We start from the raw sequence: 14,204 nt of genomic DNA, 5'->3' as shown, positions 1-14,204 counted from the left end.
CGTGAAGCCCAACGACCGGACCCGGGTGGAGGTACTTCCGTACGGGGAAAACCTGTTGGGGTCCGGTCGTCTCAGTCCTGGCGGCGGCGCTCGGCCGGCGCCGCCGGCGCTACGCCCGCGGGACCTGCCGCACGCGCAACGCCCTTGCCAGGTCGTCCAGTTGGTCGACGAGCTTGCGGTGCAGCGCCGGGATCCGTTCGGCGTCGCGCAGGCACTCCTCGCCCAGGCGGAGGTTTTCCGCGTCGACCGCGTGGGCGGGGAAGGCCGAGCGGCCGACGGCGGTGGCGATGGCGGGGCCGCGGCGTTCGGCGACGGCCACCGCGTCGGTGTAGTAGCGCGGTACGTAATCGCGTACCAGATCGGCCTGTTCGGGCTGCCAGAAGCCCGCGGCGGTGGCGGTGAAGAGGTAGTTGGACAGGTCGTCGGAGCCGAACATCGCCTGCCAGGCGCGGGCCTTGGCCTCCGGGTCGGGCAGCGCGGCCCGGCAGTGGGCGGCGCCCTCCTGGCCGGTGGCGCTGGGGTCGCGTTCGAGTTCGGCGGCGATGGCGGCCTCGTCGGTGGCGCCGAGGACGGCGAGCCTGGCGAGGAGGCGCCAGCGCAGCTCGGGGTCGAGCTCCGGGCCGCCGGGGACGGTGCCGTCGGCGAGCCAGGCGGCGATGGTGTCGGGGTGGGCCGCGACGTCGATGCGGTGGCGTACGGCGATCAGGCGCAGGCCGGGGTTGTCGCCGTCCTCGGTGCGGCGGATGAGGTCGCGGCACAGGTCGGAGAGGGTGGCGAGCGCGGCGGGCCGCTCCTCGGGGGTGAGGTAGTGGTCGGTGATGTACGTGGACGCGAAGGCGAGCACGCCCTGGACGACGGCGAGGTCCGTCTCGAGGGGGAGGTGGGCCCGGGCGGTCTCCAGGTAGGCGGCGGGCGCCAGTTCGCCGTCGCGGACGGCGTCGCCCAGGGCGTTCCAGACGACCGCGCGGGTGAGTGGTTCGGGCAGGCCGGACAGCTCCTTGCGGATGGTCTCGAAGGACTCCGGGTCGAAGCGGACCTTGGCGTAGGTCAGGTCGCCGTCGTTGAGGAGGAGCAGGGCCGGGCGCTTGCCGATGGGGTGGGCGTCGCCCCGCGGCAGGTCCAGGTGGAGGCGTTCGCGCAGGACGAGGTGCCCGCCGTCGTCGCCGAGGTCCCGGTCGTACAGGCCGACGGCGATGTGGTGGGGGCGGCTGCCGGCGTGGTCGACGGTGAGGGCGCAGGTGCCGTTCTCGCCGGGGGCGACCTGGGGGGTGAGGGTGTCGACGCCGGTGGTGCGCAGCCAGGCGTCGGCCCAGGCGTGGACGTCGCGTTCGGTGGCGCCGGCGAGGGAGTCGATGAAGTCGGCGAGGGTGGCGCTGGCGAACTTGTGCCGGGCGAAGTGGGTGTTGATGCCGGCGAGGAAGTCCTTCTCGCCGAGCCAGGCGACGAGTTGCCGCAGCACGCTCGCGCCCTTGGCGTAGGAGATGCCGTCGAAGTTGAGCAGTGCGGAGGCGGTGTCGTCGACGGCCTCGGGGGCCACGGGGTGGGTGGAGGGGCGCTGGTCGGCGTCGTAGCCCCAGGACTTGCGGGTGACGCCGAAGTCGGTCCAGGTGTCGGAGAAGCGGGTGGCCTCGGTGAGGATCTGGTAGCCCATGTACTCGGCGAAGGACTCGTTCAGCCAGATGTCGTCCCACCACTTGAGGGTGACGAGGTCACCGAACCACATGTGGGCCATCTCGTGCGCGATGACGATGGCGCGGGTCTGCCGCTCGGTGTCGGTGACGGCGGAGCGGTAGACGAACTCGTCGCGGAAGGTGACGAGGCCGGGGTTCTCCATGGCGCCCGCGTTGAACTCGGGGACGAAGGCCTGGTCGTAGGAGTCGAAGGGGTAGGGCTCGTCGAACTTCTCGTGGTAGCGGTCGTAGCACGCGCGCGTGATGTCGAGGAGTTCGTCGGCGTCGGCGTCCAGGTAGGGGGCGAGGGAGCGGCGGCAGTGCAGGCCGAAGGGCAGCCCGCTGTGCTCGGTGCGTACGGAGTGCCAGGGGCCGGCGGCGACGGCGACGAGGTAGGTGGAGATCAGCGGTGTGGGTGCCGCCTTCCATACGCCGCCGGTCTGTTCGGTGATGCCGTTGGCGAGGACGGTCCAGCCCTCGGGGGCCTGGACGGACAGCTCGAAGACGGCCTTGAGGTCGGGCTGGTCGAAGGCGGCGAAGACGCGCTGGACGTCGTCGAGGAACAGCTGGGTGTAGACGTAGGTCTCGCCGTCGGTGGGGTCGGTGAAGCGGTGCATGCCCTCGCCGGTGCGGGAGTAGCGCATGAGCGCGTGCACGCGCAGTTCGTGCTCGCCGGCGGTGAGGTTCTTCAGGGGGAGCCGGTTGCCGTCCAGGGCTTCCGGGTCCAGGGGGTGTCCGTCGAGGGTGACGGAGCGCAGCTCGTCCGGCCTGACCTCGACGAAGGTGTCTCCGTCGGTGCGGGCGCTGAACCTGATCAGGGTGCGGGAGTCGAAGGTCTCGTCGCCGGTGGTCAGGTCGAGCTCGATCGTGTAGCGGTGCACGTCGAGAAGCTCTGCTCGGGTCTGCGCTTCGTCGCGCGTCAGTACGGACATGCTTGACATGCTGCCTGATCGCACTGGCAAGGCACAGAGGCGGATCGGTACGTGCCCAATGTCCGGTCTAGGTGCGGTCTTTTTCCAGTTCCCCGGCGTGCGCCCCCATGGGTCGCTGGGTCGGTACGCGCGCGTCGGGATGCGGCAGCGCGGGGCGCGCGGGGTGTGCGGCGGCCTCGGAGTGCTCCCGTACGAGGGCGCGCAGCCGGCGCACTTCCCGCTCCAGGGCGAGGTGCCGCTGCTGGGCGTCGTAGAGGTAGCGGACCTTGGTGCGCAGGGCCCAGGGGTCGACGGGCTTCATGACGAGGTCGGCGACGCCCAGCCGGAAGGCGGCGGTGGTGAGTTCGTGGTCGGCGCCGAAGCCGGTGAGCAGGATCACGGGGATGTGCTGGGTCTGTTCGACGCGCCGCATGTAGCGCACCACTTCCAGGCCGCTGACGCCGGGCATGCGCACGTCGAGGAGCAGCAGGCCGACCTGGCCGCGGAGCACCTGCTTGAGCGCCTCGTCGCCGCTGGTGGCCCGGCCGAGCAGATAGCCCAGCGGGGCGAGGGCGCTCTCCAGTGCGTACAGCGTGTCCTCGTGGTCGTCGACGATGAGGATCCTGGTATCCGACGGCATGGCCCGACGCCCCTCCCTCGTGGAGGACCAGAGTAAGTCCGGGACACTGACGCGCAGTGCTCGTCAGCTGACATGCTGTGCACAGCGCAGCATGCCCCGCGCGGAGGGCCGTGTCACTCCCCTGGGAGCGGTTGCCGGGGGTCAGTTGCCGCCGGGCGTGGAGCCGTTGAGGGTCTCGTCGGCGATGCGCTCGTGGTGGCGGATGACCTCGGCGACGATGAAGTTCAGGAACTTCTCGGCGAAGGCCGGGTCCAGTTTGGCGTTCTCGGCGAGTGTGCGCAGCCGGTCGATCTGGCGGGACTCGCGGGCCGGGTCGGCGGGCGGCAGCTGGTGCCTGGCCTTGAGGTGGCCGACCTGCTGGGTGCACTTGAAGCGCTCGGCGAGCATGTGGACGACGGCCGCGTCGATGTTGTCGATGCTGTCGCGCAGCCGGCCGAGCTCCTCGCGGACGGCGGCGTCGACGTCACCGGTACCGGTGTTGCTGGTGGTCATGGGGCGTCAGCCTACGGGGATCACGCCGGGCGGCCGTACGTCGTCTCACTCCTCGGCCGGGCCGAGCCGCTTGTGGAAGTAGACGTCCTCGTGTCCGCCGGGCACGCCTTGGATGCGGGCCCGTTCCCGGTAGCCGAGCCGCGGGTAGAAGCCGGGCGCCTGGAAGCTGTACGTGGAGACGATCATGTCGGTGCAGCCGCGCCGGGCCGCCTCGGCCTCCGCCGCGCGCATCAGCCGGCCGCCCCAGCCGCCGTGCCGCTGGTCCTCCCGTACCCAGAGCATGTCCACGGAGCACAGGCTGCCCCAGGTCCAGGCGGTCAGTCCGCCGATCAGCTCGCCGGTGTCGTCGGTGGCGCGGACGGAGAGGGGCTCGGTGACGGCGCCGTCGGCGGCGGCGGTGTTGAAGGCGGTCAGTTCCTCGTCGAGCCGCGTTTCGAGGTCGTCGTCGTGGCCGCCCACCCGGAGACCGGTGGCGACGGTGTGCTGTTCGCTGGTCACGGCCCGGATTGTGCCAGCGGGGCCCGGGCGGGACGACCGGTTTTTGGCGGAGCGGCGCGGTCCCGTGGCCGTCACACTTTCGTACAGTGGAACCGGGTTCAGGGGCGTCTTGGGGGTGAGGCGTGGCGAACGACGGGCCGGTCGAGCACGGCTACCCGCATCTGGAGACGGTGCGGGCCGCCATCACGGCGTTGTACAGGCGGCTGTCGTACGACACCGTCCAGACGTTCGCGACGAGTGTGGTCCCCGCCGATGTGGCGTTCTGCGACACCGACGACCTGCATCTGGGGGCGCAGCGGGTGGCGCACGAGCTGGTGCGGCACTACCGGCTTCCGGACGCCCGGCTGATCGTGAGCTTCCGGGAGATGCGGCACGCGGCGAATGTCGAGCTCGCGGCCGGGCCGGAGTACTTCGTGGAGCTGAACGACCGGTTCCGTACGCATCGGCGGGACATCGGGGCGGCCCTCGCCCACGAGGTGATGCATGTGTACCTGCACCGACTCGACCTGTCCTTCCCGGGCGTCCGGGACAACGAGATTCTGACGGACACGGCGACGACGTATCTGGGGGCGGGCTGGCTGCTGCTGGACGCGTTCCGGGAGGACGGGGCGTCGTCGCAGAAGCTGGGCTATCTGACGCCGGAGGAGTTCGGGTACGTGCTGGCCAAGCGGGCGCTGGTCTTCGGGGAGGACCCGTCGGTGTGGTTCACCAGCGCTCAGGCGTACACGGCGTATGCGAAGGGGATGGAGCTGGCCCGGCGCGATGAGCGGCAGCCGCCGTTGACCGCGGCGGGGTGGGCGGGGCGGCGGCGGTATGCCCGGGACCGGCGGCACGCGCCGGCGGGTCCGCCGCAGCCGGGTGTGCGGTACCGGTTCTCTCCCGACGGGGGTGGGCGGTTGCGGGTGTCGTTTCCGTGTCCTACCTGTCATCAGCGGATTCGGGTGCCGGTGCGGGGGCGGGTTCGGGCGCGGTGTGCGTTGTGCGGGAGTGTGCTGGAGTGCGACACGTAGGGGTGGGCGGGTGCGCGGGTGTGCGCTGGGGGTTCCGCCCCCGGGCCCCGGCCTTGTGTCCCCTACGCCCCGTAGACGGTCCCGGGCTCTCCTGCCTCCGCCAGCAGCTTCCGTGCCGTCTCCCCCGCCGCCGCCGGGCTCCACCGCCCGCCCTTGTCCGCGCTCGGTCCCGGCCGCCACCCCTCCATCACCGTGATCCGGCCCCCCTCCGCCTCGAAGACCCGGCCCGTCACCCCCGCGCTCGCCGCCGAGCCCAGCCAGACGACCAGCGGTGAGACGTTCTCCGGGGCCATCGTGTCGAAGCCCGCGTCGGGTGCCGCCATGGTGTCGGCGAAGGTGCGCTCCGTCATACGGGTCCGCGCGGCGGGGGCGATCGCGTTCACCTGGACGCCGTAGCGGTGCAGTTCGGCCGCCGCGACCAGCGTCAGGGCGACGATCCCGGCCTTCGCGGCGCTGTAGTTGCCCTGCCCGACGGAGCCCAGCAGCCCGGCGCCGCTGCTGGTGTTGACGATCCGGGCCTCGGTCCGGCGGCCCGCCTTGGCCTCGGCCCGCCAGTGCGCGGCGGCGTGCCGCAGGGGCAGGAAGTGGCCCTTGAGGTGGACGCGTACGACGGCGTCGAAGTCGTCCTCGTCGAGGTTGACCAGCATGCGGTCGCGCAGGAAGCCCGCGTTGTTGACGAGCGTGTCGATTCGGCCGTAGGTCTCCAGGGCGGTCCGGATCAGCGAGGCGGCGCCCTCGGTCGTGGCGATGTCGCCGCCGTGCGGCACCGCCTCGCCGCCCGCCGCGCGGATCTCCTGGGCGACCAGGGCCGCCGGGCTGCCGGGGCCGGGTGTGCCGTCGCCCCCGGGTGTGCCGTCGAGGCCGACGCCGAGGTCGTTGACGACGAGCCGGGCGCCCTCGGCGGCGAACGCGAGGGCGTGCGCGCGGCCGAGTCCCCGCCCGGCGCCGGTGACGACGACGACCCGGCCGTCGCAGAGTGCGCTCATCTCACAGCTCCTTGTTCGCGGTCGCGGCGTCCAGGAAGGCGGGGCGCTCCCCGCCCCCGTGGACGAGCAGGCTCGCCCCGCTGATGTAGGCGGCCGCGTCGGAGGCGAGGAACACCGCGGCCGCGCCGACGTCGGACGGCTCGGCGAGACGGCCGAGCGGGACGGTGCGGGAGACGGCGGAGACGCCGTCCCGGTCGCCGTAGTGGAGGTGGGACAGCTCGGTGCGGACCATGCCCACGACGAGGGTGTTGACCCGGATGTCGGGCGCCCACTCCACGGCCATCGAGCGGGCGAGGCTCTCCAGGCCGGCCTTGGCGGCACCGTAGGCGGCGGTGCCGGGCGTGGGGCGGCCCCCGCTGACACTGCCGATCATGACGATCGAGCCCTTGGTGCGCCGCAGGTGGTCGTGCGCGGCGAGGGACACGGTCAGGGGAGCCACCAGGTTGAGCTCCACCACGCGCGCGTGCCGCTCGGCGTCGGCCGCGGTGAGCAGCCGGTGCGGTGCGCCGCCCGCGTTGTTGACCAGGACGTCCATCCGGGGCAGCTCGGCGAGGACGCGGCGGACCGCCTCGGGGTCACGGACGTCCAGCGGCACGAACTCGGTCCCGTGCCGCGGCACTTCCGGGGCCCGGCGGGCGCAGACCACGACCTTCGCACCGGCCCGCACGAAGGCACGCGCGATGCCGGCGCCGACGCCCCGGGTGCCGCCCGTGACGACGGCGACCTTCCCGTCCAGCTCCATGCGCTGCTACCTTTCCACCTAACAAACGTTTGGTGGAAAGGTAGCTGATGCGGCCATGGGTGTCTCCACCTCGTGCGTGGAAAAAGGCATAGCGGTTGTCACGGTCGACTTCCCGCCGGTGAACGCCCTGCCGGTGGCCGGCTGGTTCGCGCTGGCCGACGCGGTGCGGGCGGCCGGACGCGACCCTGAGGTGCGGTGCGTGGTGCTGGCCGCCGAGGGGCGCGGGTTCAACGCGGGCGTGGACATCAAGGAGATCCAGCGGGACGGGAACAGCGCGCTGATCGGCGCCAACCGCGCCTGCGCGGAGGCCTTCGCGGCGGTGTACGACTGCGCGGTGCCGGTCGTGGCGGCGGTGCAGGGCTTCTGCCTGGGCGGCGGTATCGGCCTGGTGGGGAACGCGGACGCGATCGTGGCGAGCGAGGACGCGGTGTTCGGGCTGCCCGAGCTGGACCGGGGGGCCCTGGGCGCGGCCACGCATCTGGCCCGGCTGGTCCCGCAGCACCTGATGCGCGCGCTGTACTACACCTCGCGCACGGCGAGCGCGGCAGAGCTGCACGCGCACGGCTCGGTGTGGCGGGTCGTACCGCGCGAGGAACTGACGGCCTCGGCGCTGGAGTTGGCGCGCGAGATCGCCGCGAAGGACGGGCAGCTGCTGCGCCTGGCCAAGGCGGCCATCAACGGCATCGATCCGGTCGACGTGCGCCGCAGCTACCGCTTCGAGCAGGGCTTCACCTTCGAGGCGAACCTCAGCGGGGTGGCCGACCGGGTGCGGGCCGGCTTCGGGAAGGAGAAGGAGGGTGCGTAGGTGAGCGACAAGACGATGACCGCCGACGAGGTCGTCTCCCGGCTGCACAGCGGCATGACCCTCGGCATCGGCGGCTGGGGCTCGCGCCGCAAGCCGATGGCCCTGGTCAGAGCACTGCTGCGGTCGGAGATCACCGATCTCACCGTCGTCTCGTACGGCGGCCCGGACGTGGGCCTGCTGGCCGCCGCCGGGCGCGTCCGGAAGCTGGTCACGGCCTTCGTCACCCTCGACTCGATCCCTCTGGAGCCGCACTACCGCGCGGCCCGCGAGCGGGGGGCCTTCGAACTGACGGAGGTCGACGAGGCGATGTTCATGTGGGGGCTGCGCGCGGCGGCGAACAGGCTGCCGTTCCTGCCGGTGCGGGCCGGGCTCGGTTCGGACGTGATGCGGGTCAACCCGGGGTTGCGGACGGTCACTTCGCCGTACGAGGACGGGGAGACGTTCGTCGCGATGCCCGCCCTGCGGCTCGACGCGGCCCTGGTGCACGTCAACCGCGCGGACCGGTCGGGCAACGGCCAGTACCTGGGCCCCGACCCCTACTTCGACGACCTGTTCTGCGAGGCGGCCGACACCGCGTACGTCAGCTGCGAACGGATCGTCGACACGGCCGAGCTGACGAAGGCGGGTCCGCCTCAGACCCTGCTGGTCAAGCGGCACACGGTCACCGGGGTCGTCGAGGCCCCGCACGGCGCGCACTTCACCTCCTGCGCGCCCGACTACGGCCGGGACGAGGCCTTCCAGAAGACCTACGCGACCACTGCCTGGCCGGAGTTCGCGGCCCGGTTCCTCGCCGGGGACGAGCAGGCGTACCAGTCGGCCGTGCGGGAGGGGACATGACCGGACCCACCCGCGCCGAGTACTGCGTGATCGCCTGCGCCGAGACCTGGCGGGACGACGGCGAGGTGCTCGCCAGTCCCATGGGACTGATCCCCTCGGTCGGCGCCCGGCTCGCCCGGCTCACCTTCGCGCCGGACCTGCTGCTGACCGACGGCGAGGCACTGCTCGTCCGCCCGGACGGGACGACGGAGGGCTGGCTGCCGTACCGGCAGCATCTGGCCTGGGTCACCGGCGGCCGGCGGCACGTGATGATGGGCGCGAGCCAGATCGACCGGTTCGGCAACCAGAACATCTCCTGCATCGGCGACTGGGAGCGGCCGAAGCGGCAGCTGCTCGGGGTGCGTGGGGCGCCGGTCAACACGCTCAACAATCCGACCAGTTACTGGATCCCGAGGCACTCCCGGCGGGTCTTCGTCGAGCGGGTCGACATGGTCTGCGGCGTCGGGTACGACCACGCGGCCGGGGCGCGGCACCACCGCATCCCACGGGTCGTCTCCGACCTGGGCGTCTTCGACTTCGCCACCCCCGACCGCTCGATGCGGCTGGCGTCGCTGCATCCGGGTGTCACGGTGGAGCAGGTCAGGGAGGCGACGGGCTTCGAGCTGACCGTCCCGGACGAGGTGCCGGCGACCCGTGAACCGACCGCCGAGGAGCTGCGGCTGATCCGCGAGGTCGTCGACCCGGCCGGCACCCGTGCCCGGGAGGTCGCCTCGTGAGGGAGACGGCGCTGGCCCGGCTGACCGGTGTCCGCCATCCCATCGTGCAGACCGGGATGGGCTGGGTGGCGGGACCGCGCCTGGTCAGCGCCACGGCGAACGCGGGCGCCCTCGGCATCCTGGCCTCCGCGACGATGTCGCCCGACCAGCTGCGCGCGGCCGTACGGGAGGTCCGGGCCCGCACCGACGCGCCGTTCGGGGTGAACCTGCGCGCCGACGCGGCGGACGCGGGCGACCGCGTCCGGATCCTGGTCGAGGAGGGCGTCCAGGTCGCCTCCTTCGCCCTGGCCCCGTCCCGGGAGCTGATCGGCGAGCTCAAGGAGGCCGGCGTCGTCGTCATGCCGACCGTGGGGGCGCGGCGGCACGCCGAGAAGGTCGCGGCGTGGGGCGCGGACGCGGTGCTCGTCCAGGGCACGGAGGGTGGCGGGCACACGGGCGAGGTGGCGACGACGGTGCTGCTGCCGCAGGTGGTGGACGCCGTGGACATACCGGTCGTGGCGGCGGGCGGGTTCGTCGACGGGCGCGGGCTGGTCGCGGCGCTGGCCTACGGGGCGGCGGGGGTGGCGATGGGCACGCGGTTCCTGCTCACCTCGGACTCGACCGTGCCGGACGCGGTGAAGGCGCGGTATCTGGCCGCGACGGTGCGGGATGTGACGGTGACGAGAGCCGTCGACGGGCTGCCGCACCGCATGCTGCGGACGGAGTTCGTCGGTGCCCTGGAGCGGGCAGGGCGGGCACGCGCGTTGCTGCGGGCGCTGCGCCACGCGTCCGGATTCCGCCGGCTGTCGGGCACGACCTGGCGCGGGATGCTGAGGGACGGCCTCGCCATGAGGCACGGCAAGGACCTGTCGTGGAGTCAGGTGCTGCTCGCCGCGAACACGCCGATGCTGCTGAGGTCCGCGATGGTGGACGGCCGCACGGACCTGGGAGTGATGGCGTCCGGGCAGGTCGCCGGAGTGATCGACGACCTGCCGTCGTGCGCGGAACTGGTGGAGCGGATCATGAAGGAGGCGGACGAGACGCTGACGCGGCTCACAGCCTCTCGATGATCGTCACATTGGCCTGTCCACCGCCCTCGCACATGGTCTGCAGGCCGAACCGGCCGCCGGTGCGCTCCAGTTCGTGCAGCAGGGTGGTCATCAGTTTCACGCCCGTGGCGCCCAGCGGATGGCCCAGGGCGATGGCACCGCCGTTGACGTTGACCTTGTCCGGGTCCGCGCCGGTCTCCTTCAGCCAGGCCAGGACGACCGGGGCGAAGGCCTCGTTGATCTCGACGAGGTCGATGTCGTCGATGGCCATGCCGGTCTTCTTCAGGGCGTGGGCGGTGGCCGGGATCGGAGCGGTGAGCATCCGGATCGGGTCCTCGCCGCGTACCGAGAGATGGTGCACGCGCGCGCGTGGGGTGAGGCCGTGGTCGCGCACCGCCCGCTCGGAGGCCAGCAGCATCGCCGCCGCCCCGTCGGAGACCTGCGAGGAGCAGGCGGCGGTGATCGTGCCGCCGTCGAGGACCGGCTTGAGCCCGGCCATCTTCTCCAGGGAGGTGTCCCGGCGCGGGCCCTCGTCGGCCGTGACCTCCCCGTACGGCACGGTCTCGCGGTCGAAGCGGCCCTCGTCGATCGCCCGGGCCGCCCGCCGATGGGAGCGCAGGGCGAACTCCTCCTGGTCCCGCCGGCTGATCCCCCACTTCGCGGCGATCGTCTCGGCGCCCACGAACTGGTTCACGGGCTTGTCCCCGTACCGTGCCCGCCAGCCGGCGCTGCCGGCGAACGGCCCCTGGGTCAGCCCCAGGGGTTCGGCGGCCTGCCGGGTGGCGAAGGCGATGGGGATCATCGACATGTTCTGCACACCGCCGGCGACCACCAGGTCCTGCGTGCCGGAGAGCACGGCCTGTGCCGCGAAGTGCACGGCCTGCTGCGAGGAGCCGCACTGCCGGTCGACGGTCACGCCCGGCACCTCCTCGGGCAGCCCGGCCGCCAGCCAGCAGGTCCGCGCGATGTCCCCGGCCTGCGGCCCCACGGCGTCCAGACAGCCGAGGACGACGTCCTCCACGGCGGCCGGGTCGACGCCCGAGCGGCGCATCAGCTCCCCCAGCGCGTGCGCGCCGAGGTCGGCCGGATGGACCGCGCTCAGTCCTCCCCCGCGCCGCCCGACGGGCGTCCGCACCGCTTCGACGATGTAGGCCTCGGCCATGACAACTCCCTCGCAGACAATGGCTATGCGCGTACGGCGATCCCGTCCAGCACCATCGACAGGTACTGCCGGGCGATCTCCTCCGGGCTGTGCTGTCCGCCCGGGCGGTACCAGGACGCGGCGACCCACACCGTGTCGCGCACGAACCGGTAGGTGAGCCGGACGTCGAGGTCGGCGCGGAAGGCCCGCTCGGCGACGCCCCGCTCCAGGGTGGACAGCCACGCCTTCTCGAACCTGCGCTGTGACTCGGCGAGGAACGCGAACCGCTCCTGCGCCACGAGCTGCTTGCTCTCCTTCTGGTAGATCGCGACGGCCGGGCGATGCCGGTCGATCTCCCGGAACGACTCGGTGACCAGGGCCTGAAGCGTCTCGCGGGGGCCGAGCCCGGCGTCCAGGACGGCGTCGTAGCCGTCCCAGAGCTCGTCGAGGAAGGTGCGCAGGATCTCCTCCAGCATCGATTCCTTGGAGTCGAAGTGGTAGTAGAGGCTGCCCGCGAGCATGCCCGCGTGGTCCGCGATCTTGCGGACGGTGGTGGCGTTGTAGCCCTGCTCGGCGAAGACCTCGGCGGCGGTGCCGAGGAGTTCGCCACGGCGGTCGCGAGCGGCGGCGGCCGCGGGGGGCTCTGTGGCGGTCACCTGGGGCTTCTTCTTCGTAGGAGGCACGGGTCCATTGTCGTCCCAGGGCCCTTCTAGGCGTGCCGGCTGCTGACGGAGACCACTTCTCCCGTCATGTACGAGGAGTAGCCGGAGGCCAGGAACACGATCACGTTGGCCACCTCCCAGGGTTCGGCGTACCGCCCGTAGGCCTCGTGTGCGGTCAGTTCGGCGAGCAGTTCGGGTGTGGTCACCTTCACCAGGTGCGGATGCATGGCGAGGCTGGGGGCCACGGCGTTGACGCGCACGCCGTAGTCGGCGGCCTCAATGGCCGCGCAGCGGGTCAGCGCCATCACGCCGGCCTTGGCGGCAGCGTAGTGGGCCTGTCCGGCCTGGGCGCGCCAGCCGACGACCGAGGCGTTGTTGACGATCACGCCGCCATGGTTCTCCTTCATGTGGCGGAGTGCGGCCCGTACGCACCGGAACGTGCCGTTCAGCGTCACATCCAGGACGCGGGACCACTGGTCGTCGGTCATGTCGACGAGCTGCGCGGTGCCGCCGAGACCGGCGTTGTTGACCACGACGTCGAGGCGTCCGTGCTCCCGCACGGCCGTGTCGAAGAGCGCGCTCACCTGAGTCTCGTCGGTGACGTCGCAGGGCACGGCGGCGACCGACGCCGCCCCGAACTCGGCGGCCAGCTCCGCCTCGTGCTCCTTGAGCCGCCGCGTGTGCGCGTCGCTGATCAGCACGCGCGCGCCCTCCTCCAAAAGGCGCCGCGCCGTGGCCCCGCCGATCCCCGCTCCGGCTGCCGCGGTGACGACGGCGGTCCGGCCGGCCAGCAGGCCGTGACCGGGCACGTACGACGGACTCTCGACGTCTGTCATGGGCTCACGCTAACCTACCAAACACTTGTTAGGGAAGGAGGGTGGTCGTCGTGGACCTCGCGTTCTCCCCGGCGGACGAGGCGTTCCGCGCCGAGGTACGGGAGTGGCTGCACGCGCATGTGCCACGCGTGCCGCTGCCCTCGCTGGAGACGGCGGAGGGGTTCGCCACGCACCGCGCCTGGGAGGCGGAGCTGGCCGCGGACCGCTGGTCGGTGGTCAACTGGCCGTCTCGGTACGGCGGACGGGACTCCGGTCTGCTGCGGTGGCTGCTCTTCGAGGAGGAGTACTACGCGGCGGGCGCCCCGGGGCGCGTCGGCCAGAACGGCATCCAGCTGCTCGCGCCGACCCTCCTCGACCACGGCACGGAGGAGCAGCGGGCCCGGGTGCTGCCCGCGATGGCCTGCGGCGAGGTGATCTGGGCGCAGGCCTGGTCGGAGCCCGAGGCCGGTTCGGACCTGGCGTCGCTGCGGGCGAAGGCCGTCCGCGCGGACGGCGGCTGGCTGCTGAGCGGCCAGAAGACCTGGTCGTCGCGCGCGGCGTTCGCCGACCGCGCGTTCGGCCTGTTCCGCAGCGACCCTGAGGCCCCGAAACCCCACCAGGGCCTGACGTATCTCATGTTCGGCCTGCGCGCCCCCGGTGTCACGGTCCGCCCGATCGCCCGCCTCGACGGCAAGCCGGCGTTCGCGGAGCTGTTCCTGGACGAGGTCTTCGTGCCCGACGAGGACGTGATCGGCGCCCCGGGCCAGGGCTGGCGGATCGCGATGTCGACGGCGGGCAACGAACGCGGGCTGATGCTCCGCTCCCCCGGCCGGTTCCTCGCCGCCGCGCGGCGACTGGAGGGGCTGTGGCGGGAGCGGGGCGGTCCGGTGTCCGCGCGGGACCGGGTGGCCGATGCCCTGATCGGCGCGCGGGCCTACCAGCTCTTCACGTACGCGGCGGCCGCCCGCTTCCTGGACGGCGAGGCGGTCGGCCCGGAGTCGAGTCTCAACAAGGTCTTCTGGTCCGAACTGGACATCGCGCTGCAGGAGACGGCCCTCGACCTCCTCGGCCCGGAGGGCGAGCTGGCGGACACCGACTGGGCGGAGCGGTACGTCTTCGCGCTCGCCGGTCCCCTCTACGCGGGCACGAACGAGATCCAGCGCGACATCATCGCCGAGCGCCTGCTCGGCCTGCCGAAGGGCCGCCGCTGATGGAGCGGCTGACCCGGCCGACCCGGCTGACACCGAAAGG

General features: G+C 72.4%; 15 protein-coding genes. 6 read left to right on the top strand and 9 right to left on the bottom strand.

The annotated features are described in order from the left end of the window. Window positions 1-109: 109 nt before the first annotated feature. From pepN to ACZ6I3_RS03505, 4 genes are all read right to left on the bottom strand, one after another. The gene (pepN, locus tag ACZ6I3_RS03520; RefSeq protein ID WP_469411280.1) at window positions 110-2,602 is read right to left on the bottom strand and encodes an aminopeptidase N; all 2,493 of its coding nucleotides are present in this window, start codon (window positions 2,600-2,602) and stop codon (window positions 110-112) included. 67 nt (window positions 2,603-2,669) lie between these two features. Then, window positions 2,670-3,221 (bottom strand): response regulator, encoded by a 552-nt coding sequence (locus ACZ6I3_RS03515; protein WP_469411279.1) that lies wholly within the window; start codon window positions 3,219-3,221, stop codon window positions 2,670-2,672. 141 nt (window positions 3,222-3,362) lie between these two features. Further along, a complete protein-coding gene (locus ACZ6I3_RS03510; protein WP_469411277.1) occupies window positions 3,363-3,713 on the bottom strand; it encodes a chorismate mutase in 351 nt (116 codons plus the stop codon). 45 nt (window positions 3,714-3,758) lie between these two features. Beyond that, window positions 3,759-4,211 (bottom strand): GNAT family N-acetyltransferase, encoded by a 453-nt coding sequence (locus ACZ6I3_RS03505; RefSeq protein WP_469411275.1) that lies wholly within the window; start codon window positions 4,209-4,211, stop codon window positions 3,759-3,761. Window positions 4,212-4,333: 122 nt separating this feature from the next. Between ACZ6I3_RS03505 and ACZ6I3_RS03500 the strand changes: the two genes are divergently transcribed. After that, window positions 4,334-5,221, top strand: coding sequence for a hypothetical protein (locus ACZ6I3_RS03500; RefSeq protein WP_469411273.1), 888 nt, complete (start codon window positions 4,334-4,336; stop codon window positions 5,219-5,221). A gap of 62 nt (window positions 5,222-5,283) precedes the next feature. Here the strand turns inward: ACZ6I3_RS03500 and ACZ6I3_RS03495 are convergent, their stop codons facing one another. Both ACZ6I3_RS03495 and ACZ6I3_RS03490 read right to left on the bottom strand, forming a co-directional pair. Further along, complete coding sequence (locus ACZ6I3_RS03495; RefSeq protein ID WP_469411271.1) at window positions 5,284-6,207, bottom strand: SDR family oxidoreductase; 924 nt, start codon at window positions 6,205-6,207, stop codon at window positions 5,284-5,286. 1 nt (window position 6,208) lies between these two features. Next, window positions 6,209-6,949, bottom strand: a complete 741-nt coding sequence (locus ACZ6I3_RS03490; RefSeq protein WP_469411269.1) for an SDR family oxidoreductase — start codon at window positions 6,947-6,949, stop codon at window positions 6,209-6,211. 55 nt (window positions 6,950-7,004) lie between these two features. Here ACZ6I3_RS03490 and ACZ6I3_RS03485 point away from each other — a divergent pair, with 55 nt between their 5' ends. The 4 genes from ACZ6I3_RS03485 to ACZ6I3_RS03470 are packed head-to-tail and all read left to right on the top strand — an operon-like array spanning window position 7,005 to window position 10,356. Beyond that, window positions 7,005-7,754, top strand: coding sequence for an enoyl-CoA hydratase family protein (locus tag ACZ6I3_RS03485; protein ID WP_469411267.1), 750 nt, complete (start codon window positions 7,005-7,007; stop codon window positions 7,752-7,754). Further along, window positions 7,755-8,591 carry a CoA transferase subunit A gene (locus ACZ6I3_RS03480; protein ID WP_469411265.1) on the top strand — a complete coding sequence of 279 codons (837 nt, stop codon included), beginning with the start codon at window positions 7,755-7,757 and terminating at the stop codon, window positions 8,589-8,591. It abuts the gene before it with no gap. Next, a complete protein-coding gene (locus ACZ6I3_RS03475) occupies window positions 8,588-9,307 on the top strand; it encodes a CoA-transferase subunit beta (protein WP_469411263.1) in 720 nt (239 codons plus the stop codon). The genes ACZ6I3_RS03480 and ACZ6I3_RS03475 overlap by 4 nt, the downstream gene beginning before the upstream one ends. Then, window positions 9,304-10,356, top strand: a complete 1,053-nt coding sequence (locus ACZ6I3_RS03470; protein WP_469411261.1) for an NAD(P)H-dependent flavin oxidoreductase — start codon at window positions 9,304-9,306, stop codon at window positions 10,354-10,356. Before ACZ6I3_RS03475 ends, ACZ6I3_RS03470 begins: the two co-directional genes overlap by 4 nt. Here ACZ6I3_RS03470 and ACZ6I3_RS03465 read toward each other — a convergent pair. The 3 genes from ACZ6I3_RS03465 to ACZ6I3_RS03455 are packed head-to-tail and all read right to left on the bottom strand — an operon-like array spanning window position 10,340 to window position 12,974. Next, on the bottom strand, window positions 10,340-11,497 hold the full coding sequence (locus ACZ6I3_RS03465) for an acetyl-CoA C-acetyltransferase (protein WP_469411258.1): 1,158 nt from the start codon (window positions 11,495-11,497) through the stop codon (window positions 10,340-10,342). The genes ACZ6I3_RS03470 and ACZ6I3_RS03465 overlap by 17 nt on opposite strands. 23 nt (window positions 11,498-11,520) lie before the next feature. Beyond that, window positions 11,521-12,159 carry a TetR/AcrR family transcriptional regulator gene (locus tag ACZ6I3_RS03460; protein ID WP_469411257.1) on the bottom strand — a complete coding sequence of 213 codons (639 nt, stop codon included), beginning with the start codon at window positions 12,157-12,159 and terminating at the stop codon, window positions 11,521-11,523. 26 nt (window positions 12,160-12,185) lie between these two features. After that, window positions 12,186-12,974: an SDR family oxidoreductase gene (locus ACZ6I3_RS03455; RefSeq protein ID WP_469411255.1), complete on the bottom strand. Its 789-nt coding sequence runs from the start codon at window positions 12,972-12,974 to the stop codon at window positions 12,186-12,188. A 50-nt stretch (window positions 12,975-13,024) separates the two neighbouring features. On the opposite strand from ACZ6I3_RS03455, the gene ACZ6I3_RS03450 reads away from it, so the two are divergent. Continuing rightward, a complete protein-coding gene (locus ACZ6I3_RS03450) occupies window positions 13,025-14,164 on the top strand; it encodes an acyl-CoA dehydrogenase family protein (RefSeq protein ID WP_469411254.1) in 1,140 nt (379 codons plus the stop codon). Window positions 14,165-14,204: the final 40 nt, after the last annotated feature.

The organism is Streptomyces sp. NPDC041940 (genome assembly GCF_055589465.1).
The sequence above is the reverse complement of the archived record's forward strand: the minus strand, read 5'-3'. Positions and strand labels throughout refer to the sequence as shown.

What these genes read in the sequence shown, in the direction of transcription:
- pepN (WP_469411280.1), bottom strand. Translation starts at nt 2,602, where the DNA reads ATGTCCGTACTGACGCGCGACGAAGCGCAGACCCGAGCAGAGCTTCTC.
- ACZ6I3_RS03515 (WP_469411279.1), bottom strand. Translation starts at nt 3,221, where the DNA reads ATGCCGTCGGATACCAGGATCCTCATCGTCGACGACCACGAGGACACG.
- ACZ6I3_RS03510 (WP_469411277.1), bottom strand. Translation starts at nt 3,713, where the DNA reads ATGACCACCAGCAACACCGGTACCGGTGACGTCGACGCCGCCGTCCGC.
- ACZ6I3_RS03495 (WP_469411271.1), bottom strand. Translation starts at nt 6,207, where the DNA reads ATGAGCGCACTCTGCGACGGCCGGGTCGTCGTCGTCACCGGCGCCGGG.
- ACZ6I3_RS03490 (WP_469411269.1), bottom strand. Translation starts at nt 6,949, where the DNA reads ATGGAGCTGGACGGGAAGGTCGCCGTCGTCACGGGCGGCACCCGGGGC.
- ACZ6I3_RS03485 (WP_469411267.1), top strand. Translation starts at nt 7,005, where the DNA reads ATGGGTGTCTCCACCTCGTGCGTGGAAAAAGGCATAGCGGTTGTCACG.
- ACZ6I3_RS03475 (WP_469411263.1), top strand. Translation starts at nt 8,588, where the DNA reads ATGACCGGACCCACCCGCGCCGAGTACTGCGTGATCGCCTGCGCCGAG.
- ACZ6I3_RS03465 (WP_469411258.1), bottom strand. Translation starts at nt 11,497, where the DNA reads ATGGCCGAGGCCTACATCGTCGAAGCGGTGCGGACGCCCGTCGGGCGG.
- ACZ6I3_RS03455 (WP_469411255.1), bottom strand. Translation starts at nt 12,974, where the DNA reads ATGACAGACGTCGAGAGTCCGTCGTACGTGCCCGGTCACGGCCTGCTG.